Source organism: Streptomyces sp. NPDC091371 (assembly GCF_040684275.1).
Classification (GTDB): domain Bacteria; phylum Actinomycetota; class Actinomycetes; order Streptomycetales; family Streptomycetaceae; genus Streptomyces.
Genome location: NZ_JBFBFP010000057.1, coordinates 1 through 21,588, shown reverse-complemented (window position 1 = coordinate 21,588; position 21,588 = coordinate 1). Strand labels below are relative to the sequence as shown.

The following is a 21,588-nucleotide window of genomic DNA, read 5'->3' as shown; positions in this document are numbered from 1 at the left end:
GCTCCGCCCGGACCCCCCGGGGGCTCCGCCCCCGGACCCCCGCTCCTCAAACGCCGGAGGGGCTGGATTTCGCTCCTGCCGTCCGCGATGCGCGGCTGGACTGCCCGCAGGGCAATCCCATTGAGTCCGGCGGGCTGGGTTGCCGCGCAGCGGCAATTCCAGCCCCGCCGGCGTTTGAGGCGCGGGGTCTGGGGCGGAGCCCCAGGACGGTGACCCGGTGAGCCCCGCACGGGACCCCCGCAGGGTGCCAGGGCCCTCGCGGCCGCGCACCGGCACCGCCCGGCCGGCCGGCTCGCGGCCGGCGACCCGGCGGCCCGCCGCGCAGCGCAAACCGCACACCATCCGGCTCGGCAGCCCCCGCCCCCGGCTGCGCCTCGTCAGCGTCGGCCTGACCCTCGTCATGGTCGCCTTCGTGGTCCGCCTGCTCCAGGTGCAGGCCGTCGACGCCTCGGCCTTCTCCGCCGAGGCCTCCAAGAACCGGTACACCAGCGTCAAGCTGGCCGCCGAACGCGGCGAGATCACCGACCGCAAGGGCGTGGCCCTGGCCACCAGCGTCGACGCGTACGACATCACCGCCGACCCGAAGATGTTCACCCCGCAGGAGAGCAAGGCCCCGGACGCCCCCGAGCAGGCCGCCGCCCTCCTCGCGCCCATCCTCGGCGAGGACGCCAAGGCCCTCACGGCCAAGCTGAACACCAAGAACTCCCGCTACGTGGTCCTGGCCCACCGCCAGACCCCCCAGGTCTGGAACCAGATCAAGGACCTCAAGCGGGTCTTCGCCGAGAAGGCGGCCGCCGACAAGCGCAACAACGGCCCCGGCGCCAACGTCCTGGCGGGCGTCTTCAAGGAGGACAGCAGCAAGCGCGTGTACCCGAACGGCGACCTCGCCGCCGGGATACTGGGCTACGTCAACGCCGAGGGCAAGGGCGCGGGCGGGCTGGAGTCCTCCCTCGACAAGAAGCTGGCCGGCAAGGACGGGGAGATCACCTACGCCCAGTCCGGCGGCCGCAAGGTGCCCACCGCCGGCTCCAGCGAGAAGCCCGCCGTGCCCGGCGAGGACATCGAGCTGACCATCGACCGCGACATCCAGTGGGCCGCGCAGAGCGCCATCGCCGAGCAGGTCGAGAAGTCCGGCGCCGACCGAGGCTACGTCATCGTCCAGGACACCCGCACCGGCGAGGTGCTGGCCATGGCCAACGCCCCCGGCTTCGACCCCAACGACCTGACCCGGGCCCGTTCCGCCGCCATGGGCAACGCCGCGCTCCAGGACGTGTACGAGCCGGGCTCCACCGCCAAGGTGATGTCGATGGCCGCCGTGCTGGAGGAGAAGAAGGCCACCCCAGAGACCCACGTCGAGGTCCCCAACCGGCTGCACCGGGGCGACCGGCTCTTCAAGGACGACATCGACCACCAGACCTGGTACCTGACCCTCAACGGGGTCCTCGCCAAGTCCTCCAACATCGGCACCATCCTGGCCACCGGCCAGCTCGGCCCCACCCAGCCCGAGGCCAACAGGGTCCTGTACTCCTACCTGACCAAGTTCGGCATCGGCCGGCCGACCGGGCTGAACTACCCGGGCGAGTCCCGGGGCATCCTCGCCAAGCCCGAGGCCTGGTCCACCTCCCAGCAGTACACGATCCCCTTCGGTCAGGGCCTGTCCCTCAACGCCATGCAGGCGGCCTCCGTCTACTCGACCATCGCCAACGGCGGTGTCCGGATCGAGCCGACCCTGGTCCGCGGCACCAAGGGCCCCGACGGCCGTTTCACCCCGGCCCCGGCCCCCGAGCAGAGCCAGGTGATCAGCAAGGAGACCGCCAAGACCCTCGCCGCGATGCTCGAATCCGTGGTCGACGACGAGGAGGGCACCGGCACCAAGGCGAAGATCCCCGGCTACCGGGTCGGCGGCAAGACCGGCACCTCCAACCGGGTGGATCCGGCCACCGGCCGCTACAAGGGCTACACCGCCTCCTTCGCCGGTTTCGCCCCGGCCGACAACCCGCGGATCACCGTCTACTGCGCCATCCAGAACCCCACCAAGGGCAGCTACTTCGGCGGCCAGATCTGCGGTCCCATCTACAAGAAGGTCATGGAGTTCTCCCTCAAGACCCTCCAGGTCGCCCCCACCGGATCCGCCCCCGCCGGACTCCCGGTCACCTACGAACCCGGCGCGCAGCCCGCTGCGAAGCCGGGTCAGTGACCACTTCTCCCGGCCCGAACAGCGTGAGGCACCACCAGTGACAACGATCACCCCGAAACCCGGAAACCAGTCGGCCGACGGCGCGGAGACCGGGCCCTCGCTTCGCGGGCGGCCCGCCGCGCCCGGTACGCTCACCGCCGTGCCCCACGCTGATCAGCCCAGAACCGCCCAGAAGGACGCCCCGGCAGTGCCGCCGGGAGCGCCGCGGCCCCAGTCCGCACGCCCGACCGAGCTCGGCGAGCTGGCCGCCCTGCTGGGGCTGCCCGCACCGGCCGCCGCAGCGATCACCGGCATCACGCACGACTCCCGTGCGGTCCGCCCGGGCGACCTGTACGCGGCGCTGGCCGGAGCCAGGACGCACGGCGCCGACTTCGCCGCGCAGGCGGCCGGCCTCGGTGCCGCCGCCGTGCTGACCGACCCCGCGGGGGCCGAGCGGGCGGCCGCCACCGGACTGCCCGTCCTGACGGTCGCCGATCCGCGCGGCCGGATGGGCGAGCTCGCCGCCGCGATCTACGGCCGGCCCGGTGAGGACCTGCTCCAGATCGGCATCACCGGCACCTCCGGCAAGACCACCACGGCGTACCTCGTCGAAGGCGGACTGCGCGCCGCGGGCCGCCGCACCGGACTCGTCGGCACCGTCGAGATGCGCATCGGCGACGAGCGCATCAAGTCGGAGCGGACCACCCCCGAGGCCACCGACCTCCAGGCCCTCTTCGCGGTCATGCGCGAACGCGAGGTCGAGGCCGTCGCCATGGAGGTCTCCAGCCACGCCCTGGTGCTCGGGCGCGTCGACGGCTGCGTCTTCGACGTGGCCGTCTTCAACAACCTGAGCCCGGAGCACATGGAGTTCCACTCCGACATGGACGACTACTTCCAGGCGAAGGCGGGGCTGTTCACCCCCCGCCGCGCCCGCCTGGGCGTGGTCAACCTCGACGACGAGTACGGCCGCCGCCTCGCCAAGGAGGCGACGATCCCGGTCGTCACCTTCTCCGCCACGGGCGACCCGGCCGCCGACTGGCGCGCCGAGGACGTGGTCTTCGGCCCGGCGAGCTCCACCCTGACCCTGCTGGGCCCCGAAGGACAGCGCGTACGGGCCACCGCGCCGCTGCCCGGCCCGTTCAACGTCGCCAACACCGTCGCCGCCGTCGTCACGCTCGCCGCCGCCGGCCTCGACCCGCAGACCGCCGCCGACGGCGTCGCCGCGGTCCCCGGGGTCCCCGGCCGGCTGGAGCGGGTGGACGCGGGACAGCCGTACCTGGCCGTCGTCGACTACGCCCACAAGACGGACGCCGTCGAGTCGGTGCTGCGGGCCCTGCGCGAGGTCACCGCGGGCAAGCTGCACATCGTCCTCGGCTGCGGCGGCGACCGCGACACCACCAAGCGCGGCCCGATGGGCGCCGCGGCCGCCCGGTACGCCGACGTGGCCGTGCTGACCTCCGACAACCCCCGCTCCGAGGACCCCCTGAAGATCCTCGCGGCGATGTTCGAGGGCGCTGTGTCCGTACCGCCCGCCGAGCGGGGCACCGTCCTCGTCGACGCCGACCGGGCCGCGGCCATCGCCGCCGCCGTCGCGCGCGCCGAGCCCGGTGACACCGTGCTGGTGGCCGGCAAGGGCCACGAGCAGGGCCAGGACACCGCGGGGGTCGTACGCCCCTTCGACGACCGCGAGGTGCTCCGCGCCGCGATCGAACGCCAGGAAGCCGCGCATCTCCGAGATGGCCGACAGGCCGAGGTGAACCAGTGATCCCCCTTTCCCTCGCCGAGATCGCCGACATCACCGGCGGGCAGCCCCACGACATACCGGATCCGTCGGTGCGGATCAGCGGGCCCGTGGTCATCGACTCCCGTCAGGTGGAGGCCGGCAGCCTGTTCGCCGCCTTCGATGGCGAGCACGTCGACGGCCACGACTACGCCGAGCGCGCGGTGGCCGCCGGAGCGGCCGCCGTCCTCGCGGCCCGGCCGGTCGGCGTGCCCGCCGTCGTCGTCCCCGACGTGGAGAAGGCGCTCGGCGCCCTGGCCCGGGCCGTCGTCGAGCGGCTCGGCACCGACGTGGTGGCCCTGACCGGTTCCGCCGGAAAGACCTCCACCAAAGACCTCATCGCCCAGGTCCTCCAGGCCCACGCGCCCACAGTGTGGACGCCGGGCTCCCTCAACAACGAGATCGGCCTGCCGCTCACCGCGCTGAAGGCCACCGGCGAAACCCGCCACCTGGTACTGGAGATGGGGGCCCGCGGGATCGGCCACATCGCCTACCTCACCGGCCTGACGCCGCCGCGCATCGGCGTCGTCATCAACGTCGGGACCGCCCACATCGGCGAGTTCGGCGGCCGCGAGCAGATCGCCCAGGCCAAGGGAGAGCTGGTCGAGGCCCTGCCGGCCGAGGCGGAGGGCGGCATCGCCGTCCTCAACGCCGACGATCCGCTGGTGCGCCCGATGTCCGCCCGCACGAAGGCCCGTACGGTCCTCTTCGGTGAGGCGGAGGACGCGGAAGTGCGGGCCACCGAGGTCCGGATGACACCGGCGGGTCAGCCCGCCTTCACACTCCACACACCGACCGGGTGCAGCGATGTGACCTTGCGGCTGTACGGTGAGCACCACGTGTCGAACGCGCTCGCCGCGGCCGCCGTAGCCCATGTACTGGGAATGTCCGTCGAGGAGATCGCCACCGCGCTCTCCGGGGCGGGCACGCTGTCCCGGTGGCGGATGGAGGTCACCGAGCGGGCGGACGGTGTGACGATCGTCAACGACGCCTACAACGCGAATCCCGAGTCCATGCGGGCCGCACTGCGCGCACTTGCCGCGATGGGCGGCTCCGCCAGGGCGAACGGGGGCCGCACGTGGGCGGTGCTCGGTCCCATGGCCGAACTCGGTGACGCATCGCTGGCCGAGCACGACGCGGTGGGACGGCTTGCCGTCCGGCTCAACGTGAGCAAGCTCGTCGCAGTCGGGGGCAGGGAAGCGTCCTGGCTGCAACTGGGCGCCTATAACGAGGGTTCGTGGGGTGAGGAGTCGGTGCTCGTGTCCGACGCACAGGCGGCGGTCGACCTGTTGCGCAGTGAACTGCGCCCGGGGGACGTCGTGCTGGTGAAGGCTTCCAGGTCGGTCGGCCTGGAGCGGGTCGCGCTCGCTCTGCTGGAGCGCGAGGGCGAGGTCGCCGACCGATGAGGCAGATCCTGTTCGCCGGTGTCATCGGCATGTTCCTCACGGTCGTCGGCACCCCGCTGCTCATCAAGCTGCTGGCCCGCAAGGGCTACGGCCAGTTCATCCGCGACGACGGCCCGCGCGGCCACGCCGGGAAGAAGGGCACGCCCACCATGGGCGGCATCTCCTTCATCCTGGCCACGATCGTCGCGTACGTCCTGACGAAGGTCATCACGGGAAGCGAGCCGACCTTCTCGGGCCTGCTCGTCCTGTTCCTGATGGCGGGCATGGGCCTCGTCGGCTACCTGGACGACTACATCAAGATCGTCAAGCGGCGCTCGCTCGGTCTGCGGGCCAAGGCCAAGATGTCCGGCCAGCTGATCGTCGGCATCGCCTTCGCGGTGCTCGCCCTCCAGTTCAAGGACTCGCGGGGGCTCACCCCGGCCTCCACCAGGCTGTCGTTCGTCACGGACTTCGGCTGGTCGATCGGCCCGGTGCTGTTCGTGGTCTGGGCGCTGTTCATGATCCTGGCGATGTCGAACGGCGTGAACCTGACCGACGGCCTCGACGGCCTGGCCACCGGCGCCGCGGTGATGGTCTTCGGCGCGTACACCTTCATCGGTGTGTGGCAGTTCCAGGAGTCCTGCGCCAACGCGGCCACGCTGACCAACCCCAACGCCTGCTTCGAGGTGCGCGACCCCCTCGACCTCGCGGTCGTCGCGTCCGCCCTGATGGGCGCCTGTTTCGGCTTCCTGTGGTGGAACACCTCGCCCGCGAAGATCTTCATGGGCGACACCGGTTCGCTGGCGCTCGGCGGCGCGCTCGCCGGCCTCGCGATCTGCTCCCGCACGGAGTTCCTGATCGCCCTGCTCGGCGGCCTCTTCGTCCTCATCACGATGTCGGTCGTCATCCAGGTCGGCTCCTTCAAGCTGACCGGGAAGCGCGTCTTCCGGATGGCCCCGCTGCAGCACCACTTCGAACTCAAGGGCTGGTCCGAAGTCCTCGTGGTCGTCCGCTTCTGGATCATCCAGGGCATGTGCGTGATCGTGGGCCTCGGTCTCTTCTACGCGGGATGGGCAGCCGACAAGTGACCTCCTGGCAGGGCATGAACATCACCGTGGCCGGACTCGGCGTGAGCGGCATCAGTGCCGCCCGCGCCCTGGCCGGCCTCGGCGCCGTCGTGACCGTCGTCGACAACGGCGACGGGGACGCGCACCGGGCGAAGGCCGCCGAGCTCGCGGAGCAGGGCATCGGGGTCCGCCTGGGCCGCCTGGAGGGCGGCGGGCACGCGGGCGAGGTGCTCCCGGAGGGCACCGAGCTGGTCGTCACTTCGCCGGGCTGGAAGCCCGACAGCCCGCTGTTCCTGGCCGCGGCGGCCGCCGGTGTCGACGTCGTCGGAGACGTCGAGATCGCCTGGCAGCTGCGCCAGGTCGGCCAGGACTTGCGCGACGCGCGGTCCGGGGAGGCCGCAACCGGTGAGCCCCGCAGGGCACCGGCCGAATGGCTGGCCATCACCGGGACGAACGGCAAGACCACCACCACGCAGATGCTGGCGTCGATCCTGAAGGCCGCGGGCCTCAAGACCGCCGCCGTCGGCAACATCGGCACCCCGATCATCGACGTGGTGCTCGGCGAGCAGCAGTACGACGTGCTCGCCGTCGAGCTCTCCAGCTACCAGCTGCACTGGGCGCCCTCGCTGCGCGTCCACTCCGCGGCCGTGCTCAACCTGGCCCCGGACCACCTCGACTGGCACGGCTCCATGGAGGCGTACGCCGCCGACAAGGGCCGGATCTACGAGGGCAACACCGTGGCCTGCGTCTACAACGTCGCCGACCCGGCCACCGAGAAGCTGGTCGAGGACGCCGACGTCGAAGAGGGCTGCCGGGCCATCGGCTTCACCCTCGGCGCCCCCGGCCCCTCCATGCTCGGCGTCGTCGACGGCATCCTCGTCGACCGCGCCTTCGTCGAGAACCGGCAGAAGAACGCCCAGGAACTCGCGCAGGTCGAGGACGTCAACCCGCCCGCCCCGCACAACATCGCCAACGCGCTCGCCGCCGCGGCCCTGGCGCGCGCCTTCGGCGTGGAGCCGCGCGCGGTCCGCGACGGGCTGCGCGACTTCCGTCCGGACGCCCACCGCGTCGCGTACGTGGACGAGGTCGACGGGGTCACCTACATCGACGACTCCAAGGCCACCAACACGCACGCCACCGAAGCCTCCCTCGCGTCCTTCGAGCCGGTCGTCTGGATCGCCGGCGGCCTCGCCAAGGGCGCCACCTTCGACGAGCTCGTCCAGAAGGCGGCGAAGCGGCTGCGCGGCGCCGTGCTGATGGGCGCCGACCGGGCGCTGATCGCCGAGGCGTTGGCGCGACACGCCCCCGAGGTCCCGGTCGTCGACCTCGACCGGACCGACACTGGGGCGATGCTCGCAGCGGTCCGGGAAGCGGCCCGGCTCGCCGAGCGCGGCGATACGGTCCTGCTGGCGCCCGGCTGCGCCTCGATGGACATGTTCGCGAACTACAACGAGCGTGGGGACGCGTTCGCCGACGCGGTGCGCGAACTGGCCGCCGAGAGCGCCGCGAACACGGCCTAGGCCGAGGGCTCCGTCAGCCCGTCAGCGGGTCCCTCCGGCCGGGCCGCTCGCCGCGTACGAGTGGAGGGGAAGAACACAGATGCCGGCCAAGCAGATGCTGCCGGGGCGGCGGCCTCCCGCCGTGCGGGCGCAGGACCGCAAACGCCCCGTGGCGGGCGCGAAGAGGCCAGCGGAGCGCGGTCCGCTGGCCGGGATCCGGCGTACGCAGCGGAAGTTGCGCAAGGCCTGGGACCGACCGCTCACGGCGTATTACCTGATTTTCGGCAGCTCGCTGCTCATCACCGTGCTCGGCCTGGTGATGGTCTACTCGGCCTCCATGATCAAGGCGCTCCAGCTCGGCCTGGGTGACGCGTACTTCTTCAAGAAGCAGTTCCTGGCCGCCCTCATCGGCACCGGACTGATGCTGGTCGCCTCCCGGATGCCCGTCAAACTCCACCGGGCGCTGTCCTATCCGGTGCTCGCCGGCACGCTCTTCCTGATGGTCCTGGTGCAGATCCCCGGGATAGGGGTGGCCATCAACGGCAACCAGAATTGGATCTCCCTTGGCGGTCCGTTCATGTTGCAGCCCAGTGAGTTCGGCAAACTGGCACTGATCCTGTGGGGCGCCGACCTGTTGGCGCGCAAGGGCGACAAGGGGCTGCTGAGCCAGTGGAAGCACCTGCTGGTGCCGCTGGTCCCGGTGGCCTTCCTGCTGCTCGGGCTGATCATGCTCGGCGGGGACATGGGCACCGCGATGATCCTCGGCGCGATCCTCTTCGGCCTCCTGTGGCTGGCGGGGGCGCCGACGAGGCTGTTCGTGGGGGTCCTGGTCTTCGCTGGTGCGATCGTCGCACTGCTCATCAAGACGAGCCCGCACCGGATGGACCGGCTGGAGTGCATCGGCGCGACGGATCCGGGCAAGAACGACCTCTGCTGGCAGGCCGTCCACGGAATCTACGCTCTCGCATCGGGCGGATGGTTTGGTTCCGGTTTGGGTGCCAGTGTGGAAAAATGGGGCCAACTACCCGAAGCCCACACCGACTTCATCTTCGCCATCACCGGGGAGGAACTGGGTCTGGCGGGGACGCTGTCGGTGCTCGCCCTGTTCGCGGCTCTAGGCTATGCGGGTATCCGCGTGGCCGGACGCACGGAGGACTCCTTCGTACGGTTTGCCGCGGGAGGCGTGACCACCTGGATCACGGCCCAGGCCGTGATCAACATCGGTGCGGTGCTCGGCCTGCTGCCGATCGCCGGAGTCCCGCTCCCGCTGTTCTCCTACGGAGGGTCAGCCCTGCTGCCGACCATGTTCGCGGTCGGACTGCTCATCGCCTTCGCGCGGGAGGAGCCGGCGGCGCGCGCGGCCCTCGCGATGCGACAGCCGAAGTCCGGCTGGCGGCGGACCGGGGTGAGATGGAAGTCGATGAGACGGCGCGTCAAGAAGCGTCCGTCCGGAGAGCGGTGAATTTCGGTGCATGTCGTACTCGCCGGTGGGGGGACCGCCGGCCACATCGAGCCGGCGCTCGCCCTCGCGGACGCCCTGCGCAGGCAGGACCCTTCAGTGGGCATCACCGCCCTCGGCACGGAGCGCGGGCTTGAGACCCGCCTGGTGCCGGAGCGCGGCTACGAGCTCGGGCTGATCCCCGCCGTACCGCTGCCCCGCAAGCCCACCCCGGAGCTGATCACCGTCCCCGGGCGGCTGCGCGGCACCATCAAGGCCGCGGAGGAGATCCTGATCCGCACCAAGGCCGACTGCGTCGTCGGCTTCGGCGGCTACGTGGCCCTGCCCGGCTACCTCGCCGCCAAGCGGCTCGGGGTGCCGATCATCGTCCACGAGGCCAACGCCCGTCCCGGACTGGCCAACAAGATCGGCTCCCGGTACGCGCACGCCGTCGCGGTCTCCACCCCCGACAGCAAGCTGCGCGGCGCCCGCTACGTGGGCATCCCGCTGCGCCGCTCCATCTCCACCCTCGACCGGGCCGCGGTCCGCCCCGAGGCACGCGCCGCCTTCGGCCTGGACCCCAACCTGCCGACGCTGCTGGTCTCCGGCGGCTCGCAGGGCGCCCGCCGCCTCAACGAGGTGATCCAGCAGGTCGCTCCGACCCTCCAGCGCTCCGGGATCCAGATCCTGCACGCCGTCGGGCCGAAGAACGAACTGCCGCGTGTCGACAACATGCCCGGGATGCCGCCCTACGTGCCGGTACCGTACGTGGACCGGATGGACCTCGCGTACGCCGCCGCCGACATGATGCTGTGCCGCGCGGGTGCGATGACCGTCGCCGAACTCTCCGCCGTCGGGCTCCCCGCCGCCTACGTCCCGCTGCCGATCGGCAACGGCGAACAGCGGCTCAACGCCCAGCCGGTGGTCAAGGCCGGCGGCGGCCTGCTCGTGGACGACGCGGAACTGACGCCCGAGTGGGTGCTCAGCCAGGTCCTCCCGGTGCTGTCCGACCCGCACCGCCTGTACGAGATGTCCCGCGCCGCCGGTGAGTTCGGCCGCAGGGACGCCGACGAGCTGCTGGTCGGCATGGTGTACGAGGCGATCGCGGCGCACAGGAGCCGCTGAGGCAGGAGGCACAGGAGTGGCCGGAGCGACGACCGCACAGCGCGGCAACCCGGGCCCTGACGGGTCCGCCCGCAAGGGCGCCGGCTCTCCCAAGCCACCGAAGGGGCCCAAGGCGCCCAAGACGCCCAAGCCCGATCAGCCGCCCAAGTCGGCGAAGAGAACCGGCCCGCGGGGCCCCGGCGCGCGCCTGCGCCGCGGCCCCGTGCTGCTGGCTTCCCTGGCCGCCGCGGTGCTCCTGGCCGCGGCCGGCGCCTGGGTGCTCTACGGGTCCTCCTGGCTGCGCGTCGAGAAGGTCACCGCGAGCGGCACCGAGGTGCTGACCTCCGAACAGGTCCTCGCCGCCGCGGCGGTACCCGTGGGCGCGCCCCTGGTGAGCGTGGACACCGACGAGATCGCGAACCGGGTCCGCGGCCGGCTGCCCCGCATCGATTCGGTCGATGTGGTGCGGGCCTGGCCGCACGGAATCGGGCTGAAAGTGACAGAACGCAAACCCGTCCTGCTCATCAAAAAGGGCGCCGACTTCGTGGAAGTGGACGCTTCGGGTGTGCGATTCGACACGGTCCCGAAAGCGCCGGCCGGGGTTCCGGTCCTCGAATTGAACGCGGGGGCCTCCCCGAGCGCCCGCCGCTTCGACGAGGAACGGCTGCTGCACGAGGCCGTGCTCGTCGCGGGCTCCCTCCCGGAGCCGGTCGCGAAGGAGACCGTGCAGGTCAAGGTGGGTTCGTACGACTCGGTCGTACTGGAGCTCACCCGCGGCCGGACGGTGAGGTGGGGGAGCGGTGAACAGAGCGAAGCGAAGGGGCGTGCCCTGACCGCTTTGCTGAAGGCCGCCCCCAAGGCCGGTCACTTCGACGTGAGCGTCCCCACCGCCCCTGCGGTGTCCGGGAGTTGACTCCCGGTCGAACAGCGGAGCACCCTGGTTGGCCAGCGATACGGGTGATCACATAGGGTGAAAAGAAAAACGGGAGGTTCGGCGTGTTCGTTGAACACGCGCTACTTGTCGACTTAGTGTCCTGTTCGGAAGAGTCCAAGGAACAGACACACCTCTCACCCTAAACTTCAGGGTGAGGGTTCGGGTCGGCGCGTTCGGACCGTCCCTATTTCGGCATCAGTCGTCGCAACGCAGACCGCGAGGCGACGACACGTAATCGAGGCGAGAGGCCTTCGACGTGGCAGCACCGCAGAACTACCTCGCAGTCATCAAGGTCATCGGTGTCGGCGGCGGTGGTGTCAATGCCATCAACCGAATGATCGAGGTTGGTCTCAAGGGCGTCGAGTTCATCGCCATCAACACGGACGCCCAGGCGCTGTTGATGAGCGACGCAGACGTCAAGCTCGACGTCGGCCGGGAACTCACCCGGGGCCTCGGCGCCGGAGCCAACCCGGCCGTCGGTCGCAAGGCGGCAGAGGACCACCGCGAGGAGATCGAGGAGGTCCTCAAGGGGGCCGACATGGTCTTCGTCACCGCCGGCGAGGGCGGCGGCACCGGCACCGGCGGCGCACCCGTCGTCGCCAACATCGCACGCTCGCTGGGCGCCCTGACGATCGGTGTGGTCACCCGGCCGTTCACCTTCGAGGGCCGGCGCCGCGCGAACCAGGCGGAGGACGGCATCGCCGAGCTCCGCGAAGAGGTCGACACCCTCATCGTCATCCCCAACGACCGGCTGCTGTCCATCTCGGACCGCCAGGTCAGCGTCCTCGACGCCTTCAAGTCGGCCGACCAGGTCCTGCTGTCGGGCGTCCAGGGCATCACCGACCTCATCACCACCCCGGGTCTGATCAACCTCGACTTCGCCGACGTCAAGTCCGTGATGTCCGAGGCCGGCTCGGCGCTGATGGGCATCGGCTCGGCCCGCGGCGACGACCGCGCGGTGGCCGCCGCCGAGATGGCGATCTCCTCGCCGCTGCTGGAGGCGTCCATCGACGGCGCCCGCGGCGTGCTGCTCTCCATCTCCGGTGGCTCGGACCTCGGTCTCTTCGAGATCAACGAGGCCGCGCAGCTGGTGAGCGAGGCCGCGCACCCCGAGGCGAACATCATCTTCGGCGCCGTCATCGACGACGCGCTCGGCGACGAGGTACGGGTCACCGTCATCGCGGCCGGGTTCGACGGCGGACAGCCCCCGGCCCGCCGGGACAACGTCATCGGCGCCGCGTCCACCAAGCGCGAGGAGCCTGCCCCGGCCCCCGTCCGCGCGGCGGAGCCGGTCCGGCCGGCCTTCGGCGGACTCGGCACGGTCACCCCGCGCGAGGAGCCCCCGGCTCCCGTCGAGCCGGCTCCGGTCGAGGCCGCGGCCCCCGCGCCGCAGGTCCCGACGGCCCGTCCGTACCAGGACAGCCCGGCCGAGGAACTGGACGTCCCGGACTTCTTGAAGTGACACCGGAGCAGCACCACGTGGGCGGCGCCCACTTCGCCTTCACCGACAGGTGGGGCGGAGTGAGCGCCGTTCCGTACGAAGAGCTCAACCTCGGCGGCGCGGTCGGAGACGACCCGGCCGCCGTTCTGGCGAACCGGGCGCGCGCCGCCGAGTCCTTGGGGCTGGCGCCGGACCACGTGGTCTGGATGAACCAGGTCCACGGCCGGGACGTGGCCGTGGTCCCCGGACCCTGGGGCGCCGACTCCGCGGTCCCCGCCGTGGACGCGGTGGTGACCGCCCGTCGGGGACTGGCCCTCGCGGTGCTCACCGCGGACTGCACGCCCGTCCTGCTCGCCGACCCCGTCGCCGGCATCGCGGGCGCCGCGCACGCGGGGCGGCCCGGACTGGTCGCCGGAGTGGTGCCCGCCGTCCTGGAGGCGATGGTCTCCCTGGGCGCCGAGCCCGGCCGGATCACCGCCCGTACCGGACCGGCGATCTGCGGGCGCTGCTACGAGGTGCCGGCCGAGATGCGGGACGCGGTGGCCGAAGCGGTTCCGGCCGCCCGGGCGGAGACCAGCTGGGGGACACCGGCCGTGGACGTGGTCGCCGGGGTGCACGCGCAGCTCGCGGAGGCGGGGGTGGTGGACGTCCGCCGATCCCCGGTCTGCACACTGGAGTCGCGGGACCACTACTCGTACCGCCGTGACCGGGTGACCGGGCGGCTCGCCGGATATGTCTGGTTGGACTGATGACGGATCGTAAGTCGGAACTCGCCGAAAATCTGCAGCGGGTGGAGGAACGTATCTCGTCCGCCTGCGCGGCGGCGGGACGCGAGCGGGACGAGGTGACCCTCATCGTGGTCACCAAGACCTACCCCGCGAGCGACGTACGACTGCTGGCGGAGCTGGGCATCCGTCATGTTGCGGAGAATCGGGACCAGGACGCGGCCCCGAAGGCCGCGGCCTGCGCGGATCTGCCGCTCAACTGGCACTTCGTCGGACAGTTGCAGACGAACAAAGTCCGTTCCGTGGCGGGATACGCGCATGTGGTGCAGTCGGTCGACCGGCCCAAGCTCGTGACCGCCCTCTCGGCGGCCGCGGAGGGCGCGGGCCGCGAACTCGGCTGTCTCGTACAGATCGCCCTCGATGCGGAGTCGGGGGAGCGCGGGGCCCGCGGCGGCGCGGCGCCGGAGCAGCTCGCGGAGTTGGCGGACCTCGTCGCGAAGGCGCCGGGGCTGCGGATCGACGGGCTGATGACGGTCGCTCCGCTGTCCGGCGAGTACGCGGGACGCGAACAGGCCGCTTTCGAGCGGTTGATGGAATTGTCATCCCGCCTGCGCGCGGACCATCCTGCTGCCACGATGGTGTCGGCCGGGATGAGCGCAGACCTGGAACAGGCCGTTGCGGCCGGTGCGACACATGTACGCGTCGGCACTGCGGTACTCGGCGCGAGACCCAGGCTCGGGTAACGTCGCGAAGAAAGTCGGACCACAGCAGAAAATATGGTCATTCCCGCAGATGAGCGGGCAGACCACGTGGATCGCGGGCAGTTGGTGACATTCGTGACACGGCGGCACCTGCGACAGGGCGATCCACCACAGAGCGGAGGACTCAGAGAATGGCCGGCGCGATGCGCAAGATGGCGGTCTACCTCGGCCTCGTGGAGGACGACCGGTACGACAACCCGGGGTACGACCCCGACGACGAGTTCGAGCCCGAGCCGGAACCCGAGCGCGTCCGGGACCGGGATCGCAGGCAGCAGTCCCTGCACCAAGCGCCCGTATCGGACGAACCGGTACGAGTGGTGCAGCCTCCGGCGCAGCGCGAACCCGCCCCAATTCCGGTCGAAAACGGACGTCCTGCGCGAATCGCCCCCGTGGCATCCATCACACCTGACCGCTCGAACCTGGAGAAGAACGCCCCCGTGATCATGCCCAAGGTCGTCTCCGAGCGGGAGCCGTACCGCATCACGACGCTGCACCCCCGGACCTACAACGAGGCCCGTACCATCGGGGAACACTTCCGTGAGGGCACTCCGGTGATCATGAATCTCACGGAGATGGACGACACGGATGCGAAGCGTCTCGTGGACTTCGCCGCCGGACTCGTCTTCGGTCTGCACGGCAGCATTGAACGCGTGACACAGAAGGTGTTCCTGCTGTCGCCTGCTAACGTCGATGTCACGGCGGAGGACAAGGCCCGCATCGCGGAGGGCGGGTTCTTCAACCAAAGCTAGACCGATCCGTCAGATACGGGACCGGGAACAGAGCGGGAAACGGGGAGAGGGAAGCGCGGGATGGGCGTCGCACTACAGGTGGTCTACATCGCGCTGATGTGCTTCCTCATCGTGCTGATCTTCCGACTGGTCATGGACTACGTGTTCCAGTTCGCACGTTCATGGACACCCGGCAAGGCGATGGTGGTCGTTCTGGAGGCCACCTACACTCTTACCGATCCACCGCTCAAGCTTCTTCGGCGGTTCATCCCGCCGTTGCGTCTCGGGGGCGTGGCACTCGACCTGTCCTTCTTCGTTCTGATGATCATCGTTTACATCCTCATCAGTTTCGTGAGCACCGCTGCGAGAAGCGTGTGAACGATGAGCTTCTCCGCGCGCGCGGGGACAGTCCCGATACGGTCTTGCCGACTGCCGACGACTACGTAGAGGTGAAGAAGACATGCCGCTGACTCCCGAGGACGTGCGGAACAAGCAGTTCACGACCGTCCGCCTCCGAGAAGGCTATGACGAGGACGAGGTCGATGCCTTCCTCGACGAGGTCGAGTCCGAGCTGACGCGCCTGCTGCGCGAGAACGAGGACCTGCGCGCCAAGCTGGCTGCCGCCACGCGTGCCGCCGCACAGAACCAGCAGCAGCAGGGCATGCGCAAGCCGGAACCCCAGGACCAGCGTGGCCCCGGCGCCCCCGTGCCCGCGGCCATATCCGGCCCGCCGCAGCAGCCCCAGATGGGTCCGCCGCAGCTGCCGGGCGGCCCGCCGCAGCTCCCGGCCGGCCCCGGCGGACACGGACCGCAGGGTCCGGGCCCGATGGGCGGCCCCATGCAGCAGCACCCCATGGGCGGACCGCAGGGCATGGGTCAGCAGGGCATGGGCCAGCAGTCCATGGGCGGCCAGAACCCGCTCGGCCAGCAGATGCAGCCCATGGGCCAGCAGATGCAGCCGATGGGCCAGCAGATGCAGCCCATGGGTCAGCCGATGCAGCAGATGCAGCAGCCCCAGCAGCTCCCGCAGCAGGGCCCCGGTGGCGACAGCGCCGCCCGCGTCCTGTCGCTGGCGCAGCAGACCGCCGACCAGGCGATCGCGGAGGCCCGCTCCGAGGCCAACAAGATCGTCGGCGAGGCCCGCTCGCGTGCGGAGGGCCTGGAGCGGGACGCCCGCGCCAAGGCCGACGCGCTGGAGCGGGACGCGCAGGAGAAGCACCGCGTCGCGATGGGCTCCCTGGAGTCCGCCCGCGCCACGCTGGAGCGCAAGGTCGAGGACCTGCGGGGCTTCGAGCGCGAGTACCGTACGCGCCTGAAGTCCTACCTGGAGTCGCAGCTGCGCCAGCTGGAGACCCAGGCCGACGACTCGCTGGCCCCGCCGCGCGGGCCGGCCGGTCCCGCGCTGCCGCCGTCGCCGTCCCCGTCGATGGCTCCGGCCGGCGCCATGGGGCACTCCATGGGTGGCCCGTCGATGGGCGGCCCGTCCCCCATGGGCGGTCCCTCCCCGATGGGTGGCCCGTCGTACGGCGGCCAGCAGCAGATGTCCCCGGCGATGACCCAGCCGATGGCTCCGGTCCGGCCGGCGGCTCCGCAGCCGATGCAGGCGCCGTCGCCGATGCGGGGCTTCCTGATCGACGAGGACGACAACTAGGCGCGCCTCTCGCCTGTCGGCGGCAGCAGCAGTTCGGGCCGGGCCCGAGGTTCCACGGAACCTCGGGCCCGGCCCGTTTCCGTACCCGGCTGCGCGCCGCCCCTGGGGCTCCACCCCAGACCCCGCGCCTCAAACGCCGGCGGGGCTGGATGTGGCCGGTACCGGCTGACCGGCGCGGCTCAAAGATCGGGGCTCCGCCCCGGACCCCGCTCCTCAAACGCCGGAGGGGCTGGACTTTCGCCCGGCGGGGAGAGGAAATGGCTGTGGCCCGGCGCCCCAGGTCGGGGGCCGGGCCACAGGGGGCAGAGGCTTACGCCTTGCGGAGGCGGAAGGTCAGGGACAGGGGCTCGTCCGTGAAGGGGGCGCCGTACGTGGCGTCCGCTTCGCCGGAGGCGTAGTCCGTGGACAGGACCTCGTCCGCGATCAGGGCCGCGTGGTCCGTCAGGGCCGTCACGACCTCCGGGTCCGAGGAGGACCACCGCAGGGCGATGCGGTCCGCCACGTCGAGGCCCGAGTTCTTCCGGGCCTCCTGGATCAGGCGGATCGCGTCACGCGCCAGGCCCGCCAGCCGCAGCTCCGGCGTGATCTCCAGGTCCAGGGCGACCGTCGCGCCCGAGTCGGAGGCCACCGACCAGCCCTCGCGCGGGGTCTCCGTGATGATGACCTCCTCGGGGGTGAGGGTGACCTCCTCGCCACCCACCGAAACGACCGCGGAGCCCGAGCGCAGGGCCAGGGAGAGGGCCGCGGCGTCGGCGGCCGCGACGGCCTTCGCCACGTCCTGGACGCCCTTGCCGAAGCGCTTGCCCAGGGCGCGGAAGTTCGCCTTCGCCGTGGTGTCCACCAGGGAGCCGCCGACCTCCGACAGGGAGGCCAGCGAGGAGACGTTCAGCTCCTCGGTGATCTGCGCGTGGAGGTCGGGGGAGAGCGCCTCGAAGCCCACCGCGCCCACCAGCGCCCGCGAGAGGGGCTGGCGGGTCTTCACACCGGATTCCGCACGCGTGGCGCGTCCCAGCTCCACCAGGCGGCGTACGAGCAGCATCTGCTGGGACAGGGTCCGGTCCACCTGGGAGGCGTCCGCCTCCGGCCAGGTGGACAGGTGCACCGACTCCGGCGCCGCCGGCGTGACCGGGGCGATCATGTCCTGCCAGACCCGCTCCGTGATGAAGGGGGTGAGGGGGGCCATCAGGCGGGTGACCGTCTCCACCACGTCGTGCAGGGTGCGCAGCGCGGCCGCGTCGCCCTGCCAGAAGCGGCGGCGCGAACGGCGGACGTACCAGTTGGACAGGTCGTCCACGAAGGAGGACAGGAGCTTGCCCGCGCGCTGGGTGTCGTACGCCTCCATGGCCTCCGTGACCTCGGCCACGAGCGTGTGCAGCTCGGAGAGCAGCCAGCGGTCGAGGACCGTGCGGTCGGCCGGGGCCGGGTCGGCCGCGGAGGGCGCCCAGTTCGACGTACGGGCGTACAGGGCCTGGAAGGCGACCGTGTTCCAGTACGTCAGGAGGGTCTTGCGGACGACCTCCTGGATCGTGCCGTGGCCGACGCGGCGGGCCGCCCACGGGGAGCCGCCGGCCGCCATGAACCAGCGCACCGCGTCCGCGCCGTGCTGGTCCATGAGCGGGATCGGCTGGAGGATGTTGCCCAGGTGCTTGGACATCTTGCGGCCGTCCTCGGCGAGGATGTGGCCCAGGCAGACCACGTTCTCGTAGGAGGACTTGTCGAAGACCAGGGTGCCGACCGCCATCAGGGTGTAGAACCACCCGCGGGTCTGGTCGATCGCCTCCGAGATGAACTGCGCCGGGTAGCGCTTCTCGAAGATCTCCTTGTTCTTGTACGGGTAGCCCCACTGCGCGAACGGCATCGAGCCCGAGTCGTACCAGGCGTCGATGACCTCGGGCACGCGGACGGCGGTCAGGGAGCAGCCCTCGGCCGTGCAGGTGAAGGTGACGTCGTCGATGTACGGGCGGTGCGGGTCCAGGGCCGAGAGGTCCTGCCCGGTCAGCTCCGACAGCTCCGCGCGGGAGCCGATGCAGGTGAGGTGGTTCTCCTCGCAGCGCCAGATCGGGAGCGGGGTGCCCCAGTAGCGGTTGCGGGAGAGGGCCCAGTCGATGTTGTTGTTCAGCCAGTCGCCGAAGCGGCCCTGCTTGACCGAGTCCGGGAACCAGTTGGTCTTCTCGTTCTCCCGCAGCATCGCGTCCTTGACGGCGGTGGTGCGGACGTACCAGGACGGCTGCGCGTAGTAGAGCAGGGCCGTGTGGCAGCGCCAGCAGTGCGGGTAGCTGTGCTCGTAGGCGATGTGCTTGAAGAGCAGGCCGCGCGCGTCGAGGTCGGCGGTGAGCTTCTCGTCGGCCTTCTTGAAGAAGACGCCGCCGACCAGCGGGACGTCCTCCTCGAAGGTGCCGTCGGGGCGGACCGGGTTCACGACGGGCAGGCCGTAGGAGCGGCAGACCGCGAGGTCGTCGGCGCCGAAGGCGGGGGACTGGTGGACCAGACCGGTGCCGTCCTCGGTCGTGACGTACTCGGCGTTCACGACGTAGTGGGCCTCCGCCGGGAATTCGACGAGGGAGAACGGGCGCTCGTACGTCCAGCGCTCCATCTCCTTGCCCGTGAAGGTCTCGCCGGTGGCCTCCCAGCCCTCGCCGAGGGCCTTCTCCAGCAGCGGCTGGGCGACGACGAGCTTCTCCTCGCCATTGGTGGCGACGACGTACGTGACCTCGGGGTGGGCCGCCACGGCGGTGTTGGAGACCAGGGTCCAGGGGGTGGTCGTCCACACCAGGAGGGCGGCCTGGCCGGCCAGCGGGCCGCCCGTCAGGGGGAAGCGGACGAAGACCGAGGGGTCGACGACCGTCTCGTAGCCCTGGGCCAGCTCGTGGTCCGAGAGGCCGGTGCCGCAGCGCGGGCACCAGGGGGCGACGCGGTGGTCCTGGGTCAGCAGGCCCTTGTTGAAGATCTCCTTCAGCGACCACCACACGGACTCGATGTACTCGGGGTCCATCGTCCGGTAGGCGTCGTCCAGGTCGACCCAGTAGCCCATCCGGGTCGTGAGCTCGGTGAACGCGTCGGTGTGGCGGGTCACGGACTCGCGGCACTTGGCGTTGAACTCGGCGATGCCGTACGCCTCGATGTCCTGCTTGCCGTTGAAGCCCAGCTCCTTCTCGACGGCGAGCTCGACGGGCAGGCCGTGACAGTCCCAGCCGGCCTTGCGGGCCACGTGGTAGCCGCGCATGGTGCGGAAGCGGGGGAAGACGTCCTTGAAGACGCGGGCCTCGATGTGGTGGGCACCGGGCATGCCGTTCGCGGTGGGCGGGCCCTCGTAGAAGACCCACTCGGGGCGGCCCTCGGACTGCTCCAGGGTCTTGGCGAAGATCTTGCTCTCGCGCCAGAAGTCGAGGACCCCGTGCTCAAGGGCAGACAGGTCGACCTGGGCGGGTACCGGGCGGTATTGCGGCGGTGTGGTCATGAGGCTGAACTCTTCCTCCGGCGGTGTGTCACTTCCGTCCGGAGGGACGAGAGCACTGCTGCTCCCGCGGTACCACCCTCCTTGGCCCCCGGACGCGCCGGTGGCCCCCTCATTGGGGTGCGAAGCCGGTTCTACAGGCCCTGCGGCTCCCTACGGGTCCGTGCGGGCTTTCTTCCGGCGGCTCCGGGGTGATCCTTCGCATCGCGCTCGCCCCCGGGCTCTCACCGTCCCCGGGTCGCTCCTGGCTGCGTCCGACGCTACTCGTCCCCATCCATGCCTCTCGCTGGGGCCAGTGTACGGGCCCGGGGGGCGGTCGGCAGACCGGTTTACACGGGCCCGCGCGCCGTCTCGTACGCGGCCGTCGGAGGTGCGGCGGATGACCCGAACGGGCTGATGCGCCGGGAGCGATCCAGGTGGGGCGGGTGGGGCGGATTACCGGGCCCCCTGCTGGGCACAACGGATGCAGGTCGGCCTCGAAGGAAGCGTGCCCCGTTGCCGCGGGACTGGAGTCGATTTATCGTTCCGGCACGATTCGCGAGCAAAGATCACAGTATGTGAAGGGGCCGCGGCCATGGTGGCGAAAAAGACCGCCAGGAGTACTGCCAGTACGGCTGCCGCCGGGAAGGCGCCGGTCAAGGAGGTGCCCGCTGTGAAGGGGTCCGCCGGGAAGCCGGTGGCCGAGGAAGCGGCGGCCGGGAAGACCGCCGCCAAGGCGTCCGGGGCCAAGAAGGCCGTGGCCGCGAAGACGGCTGCCACCGCCAAGAACGCCACCGCGGTCAAGACGGCGCGGAAGGCCCCGGCCAAGAAGGCCGCGGCCGAGGGGGCGGCGCAGGCCGCGAAGAAGACGGGAGTCCGGAAAGTGGTTGCCAAGAAGAGCACCGGCACGGCCAGGAAGACGGCCGCGGCCGCCACGAGCGGACTGCCCAAGGCGCGGGTCACGGAGGCCCTCGCCCCCGGAGAGCTCGCCGTACGGCCCGGGGAGGACCCCTGGACCCCGGAGGAGGTCGAGGAGGCCCGCAGCGAGCTGATGACGGAGGTGCTGCGGCTGCGCGCCGAACTCGACGCCTCGGAGGTGGCCATCTCCGGCCTCATGCGGGACTCGGGCGACGGCGCGGGCGACGACCAGGCCGACACGGGCACCAAGAACATCACCCGCGAGTCCGAGCTGGCCCTCGCCGCGAACGCCACCTCGATGCTGGAGCAGACCGAACGGGCCCTGGAGCGCATGGACGCGGGCACGTACGGGCTCTGCGAGAACTGCGGGAAGCCCATCGGCAAGGCGCGGATGCAGGCCTTCCCGCGGGCCACGCTGTGCGTGGACTGCAAGCAGAAGCAGGAGCGGAGGCACTAGGGGGTGTCCGGCGGATCAGGGTCGGACAGGCCGCGTCGTCTGGTGCCGTGCATTGCAAGGCGGAGGAGGGAGTCGATGCGGAGCATCGACG

The 21,588-nt window shown here is 71.0% G+C and carries 16 protein-coding genes; 15 read left to right on the top strand and 1 reads right to left on the bottom strand.

Annotation, left to right across the window (positions count from 1 at the left end; all coding sequences use genetic code 11):
- The first annotated feature begins 217 nt into the window (after positions 1 to 217).
- The 14 genes from AB0O21_RS35965 (at position 218) to AB0O21_RS35900 (ending at position 16,689) form a co-directional block, all read left to right on the top strand.
- A complete protein-coding gene (locus AB0O21_RS35965) occupies positions 218 to 2,197 on the top strand; it encodes a penicillin-binding protein 2 (protein ID WP_365178697.1) in 1,980 nt (659 codons plus the stop codon).
- A 37-nt stretch (positions 2,198 to 2,234) separates the two neighbouring features.
- Positions 2,235 to 3,941, top strand: a complete 1,707-nt coding sequence (locus AB0O21_RS35960) for a UDP-N-acetylmuramoyl-L-alanyl-D-glutamate--2,6-diaminopimelate ligase (RefSeq protein ID WP_365178695.1) — start codon at positions 2,235 to 2,237, stop codon at positions 3,939 to 3,941.
- Positions 3,938 to 5,362 carry a UDP-N-acetylmuramoyl-tripeptide--D-alanyl-D-alanine ligase gene (gene murF / locus AB0O21_RS35955; RefSeq protein WP_365178693.1) on the top strand — a complete coding sequence of 475 codons (1,425 nt, stop codon included), beginning with the start codon at positions 3,938 to 3,940 and terminating at the stop codon, positions 5,360 to 5,362. The genes AB0O21_RS35960 and murF overlap by 4 nt, the downstream gene beginning before the upstream one ends.
- Positions 5,359 to 6,429 (top strand): phospho-N-acetylmuramoyl-pentapeptide-transferase, encoded by a 1,071-nt coding sequence (gene mraY, locus AB0O21_RS35950; RefSeq protein ID WP_365178690.1) that lies wholly within the window; start codon positions 5,359 to 5,361, stop codon positions 6,427 to 6,429. Before murF ends, mraY begins: the two co-directional genes overlap by 4 nt.
- Complete coding sequence (murD, locus tag AB0O21_RS35945) at positions 6,411 to 7,928, top strand: UDP-N-acetylmuramoyl-L-alanine--D-glutamate ligase (RefSeq protein ID WP_365178688.1); 1,518 nt, start codon at positions 6,411 to 6,413, stop codon at positions 7,926 to 7,928. Before mraY ends, murD begins: the two co-directional genes overlap by 19 nt.
- 79 nt (positions 7,929 to 8,007) lie before the next feature.
- A complete protein-coding gene (gene ftsW, locus AB0O21_RS35940; protein ID WP_365178685.1) occupies positions 8,008 to 9,369 on the top strand; it encodes a putative lipid II flippase FtsW in 1,362 nt (453 codons plus the stop codon).
- Positions 9,370 to 9,375: 6 nt separating this feature from the next.
- On the top strand, positions 9,376 to 10,470 hold the full coding sequence (murG, locus tag AB0O21_RS35935; protein ID WP_365178683.1) for an undecaprenyldiphospho-muramoylpentapeptide beta-N-acetylglucosaminyltransferase: 1,095 nt from the start codon (positions 9,376 to 9,378) through the stop codon (positions 10,468 to 10,470).
- A gap of 187 nt (positions 10,471 to 10,657) precedes the next feature.
- Positions 10,658 to 11,362, top strand: coding sequence for an FtsQ-type POTRA domain-containing protein (locus AB0O21_RS35930; protein WP_365178759.1), 705 nt, complete (start codon positions 10,658 to 10,660; stop codon positions 11,360 to 11,362).
- 277 nt (positions 11,363 to 11,639) lie between these two features.
- The gene (gene ftsZ, locus AB0O21_RS35925; protein WP_365178681.1) at positions 11,640 to 12,845 is read left to right on the top strand and encodes a cell division protein FtsZ; all 1,206 of its coding nucleotides are present in this window, start codon (positions 11,640 to 11,642) and stop codon (positions 12,843 to 12,845) included.
- Positions 12,842 to 13,573, top strand: a complete 732-nt coding sequence (gene pgeF / locus AB0O21_RS35920; RefSeq protein ID WP_365178678.1) for a peptidoglycan editing factor PgeF — start codon at positions 12,842 to 12,844, stop codon at positions 13,571 to 13,573. The genes ftsZ and pgeF overlap by 4 nt, the downstream gene beginning before the upstream one ends.
- Positions 13,573 to 14,292 carry a YggS family pyridoxal phosphate-dependent enzyme gene (locus tag AB0O21_RS35915; RefSeq protein WP_365178675.1) on the top strand — a complete coding sequence of 240 codons (720 nt, stop codon included), beginning with the start codon at positions 13,573 to 13,575 and terminating at the stop codon, positions 14,290 to 14,292. The genes pgeF and AB0O21_RS35915 overlap by 1 nt, the downstream gene beginning before the upstream one ends.
- Positions 14,293 to 14,441: 149 nt before the next feature.
- Positions 14,442 to 15,059 (top strand): cell division protein SepF, encoded by a 618-nt coding sequence (gene sepF / locus AB0O21_RS35910; RefSeq protein WP_365178672.1) that lies wholly within the window; start codon positions 14,442 to 14,444, stop codon positions 15,057 to 15,059.
- Between the two features lie 60 nt (positions 15,060 to 15,119).
- Positions 15,120 to 15,416 carry a YggT family protein gene (locus AB0O21_RS35905; protein WP_073774433.1) on the top strand — a complete coding sequence of 99 codons (297 nt, stop codon included), beginning with the start codon at positions 15,120 to 15,122 and terminating at the stop codon, positions 15,414 to 15,416.
- A gap of 82 nt (positions 15,417 to 15,498) precedes the next feature.
- Positions 15,499 to 16,689, top strand: coding sequence for a DivIVA domain-containing protein (locus tag AB0O21_RS35900; protein WP_365178669.1), 1,191 nt, complete (start codon positions 15,499 to 15,501; stop codon positions 16,687 to 16,689).
- Positions 16,690 to 16,999: 310 nt separating this feature from the next.
- Here the strand turns inward: AB0O21_RS35900 and ileS are convergent, their stop codons facing one another.
- On the bottom strand, positions 17,000 to 20,146 hold the full coding sequence (gene ileS, locus AB0O21_RS35895) for an isoleucine--tRNA ligase (protein WP_365178666.1): 3,147 nt from the start codon (positions 20,144 to 20,146) through the stop codon (positions 17,000 to 17,002).
- A 571-nt stretch (positions 20,147 to 20,717) separates the two neighbouring features.
- Here ileS and AB0O21_RS35890 point away from each other — a divergent pair.
- Complete coding sequence (locus tag AB0O21_RS35890) at positions 20,718 to 21,497, top strand: TraR/DksA C4-type zinc finger protein (RefSeq protein ID WP_365178663.1); 780 nt, start codon at positions 20,718 to 20,720, stop codon at positions 21,495 to 21,497.
- Positions 21,498 to 21,588 lie beyond the last annotated feature (91 nt).

What these genes read in the sequence shown, in the direction of transcription:
- mraY (WP_365178690.1), top strand. Translation starts at nt 5,359, where the DNA reads ATGAGGCAGATCCTGTTCGCCGGTGTCATCGGCATGTTCCTCACGGTC.
- murD (WP_365178688.1), top strand. Translation starts at nt 6,411, where the DNA reads ATGGGCAGCCGACAAGTGACCTCCTGGCAGGGCATGAACATCACCGTG.
- ftsW (WP_365178685.1), top strand. Translation starts at nt 8,008, where the DNA reads ATGCCGGCCAAGCAGATGCTGCCGGGGCGGCGGCCTCCCGCCGTGCGG.
- AB0O21_RS35915 (WP_365178675.1), top strand. Translation starts at nt 13,573, where the DNA reads ATGACGGATCGTAAGTCGGAACTCGCCGAAAATCTGCAGCGGGTGGAG.
- sepF (WP_365178672.1), top strand. Translation starts at nt 14,442, where the DNA reads ATGGCCGGCGCGATGCGCAAGATGGCGGTCTACCTCGGCCTCGTGGAG.
- AB0O21_RS35905 (WP_073774433.1), top strand. Translation starts at nt 15,120, where the DNA reads ATGGGCGTCGCACTACAGGTGGTCTACATCGCGCTGATGTGCTTCCTC.
- AB0O21_RS35900 (WP_365178669.1), top strand. Translation starts at nt 15,499, where the DNA reads ATGCCGCTGACTCCCGAGGACGTGCGGAACAAGCAGTTCACGACCGTC.
- ileS (WP_365178666.1), bottom strand. Translation starts at nt 20,146, where the DNA reads ATGACCACACCGCCGCAATACCGCCCGGTACCCGCCCAGGTCGACCTG.
- AB0O21_RS35890 (WP_365178663.1), top strand. Translation starts at nt 20,718, where the DNA reads ATGGTGGCGAAAAAGACCGCCAGGAGTACTGCCAGTACGGCTGCCGCC.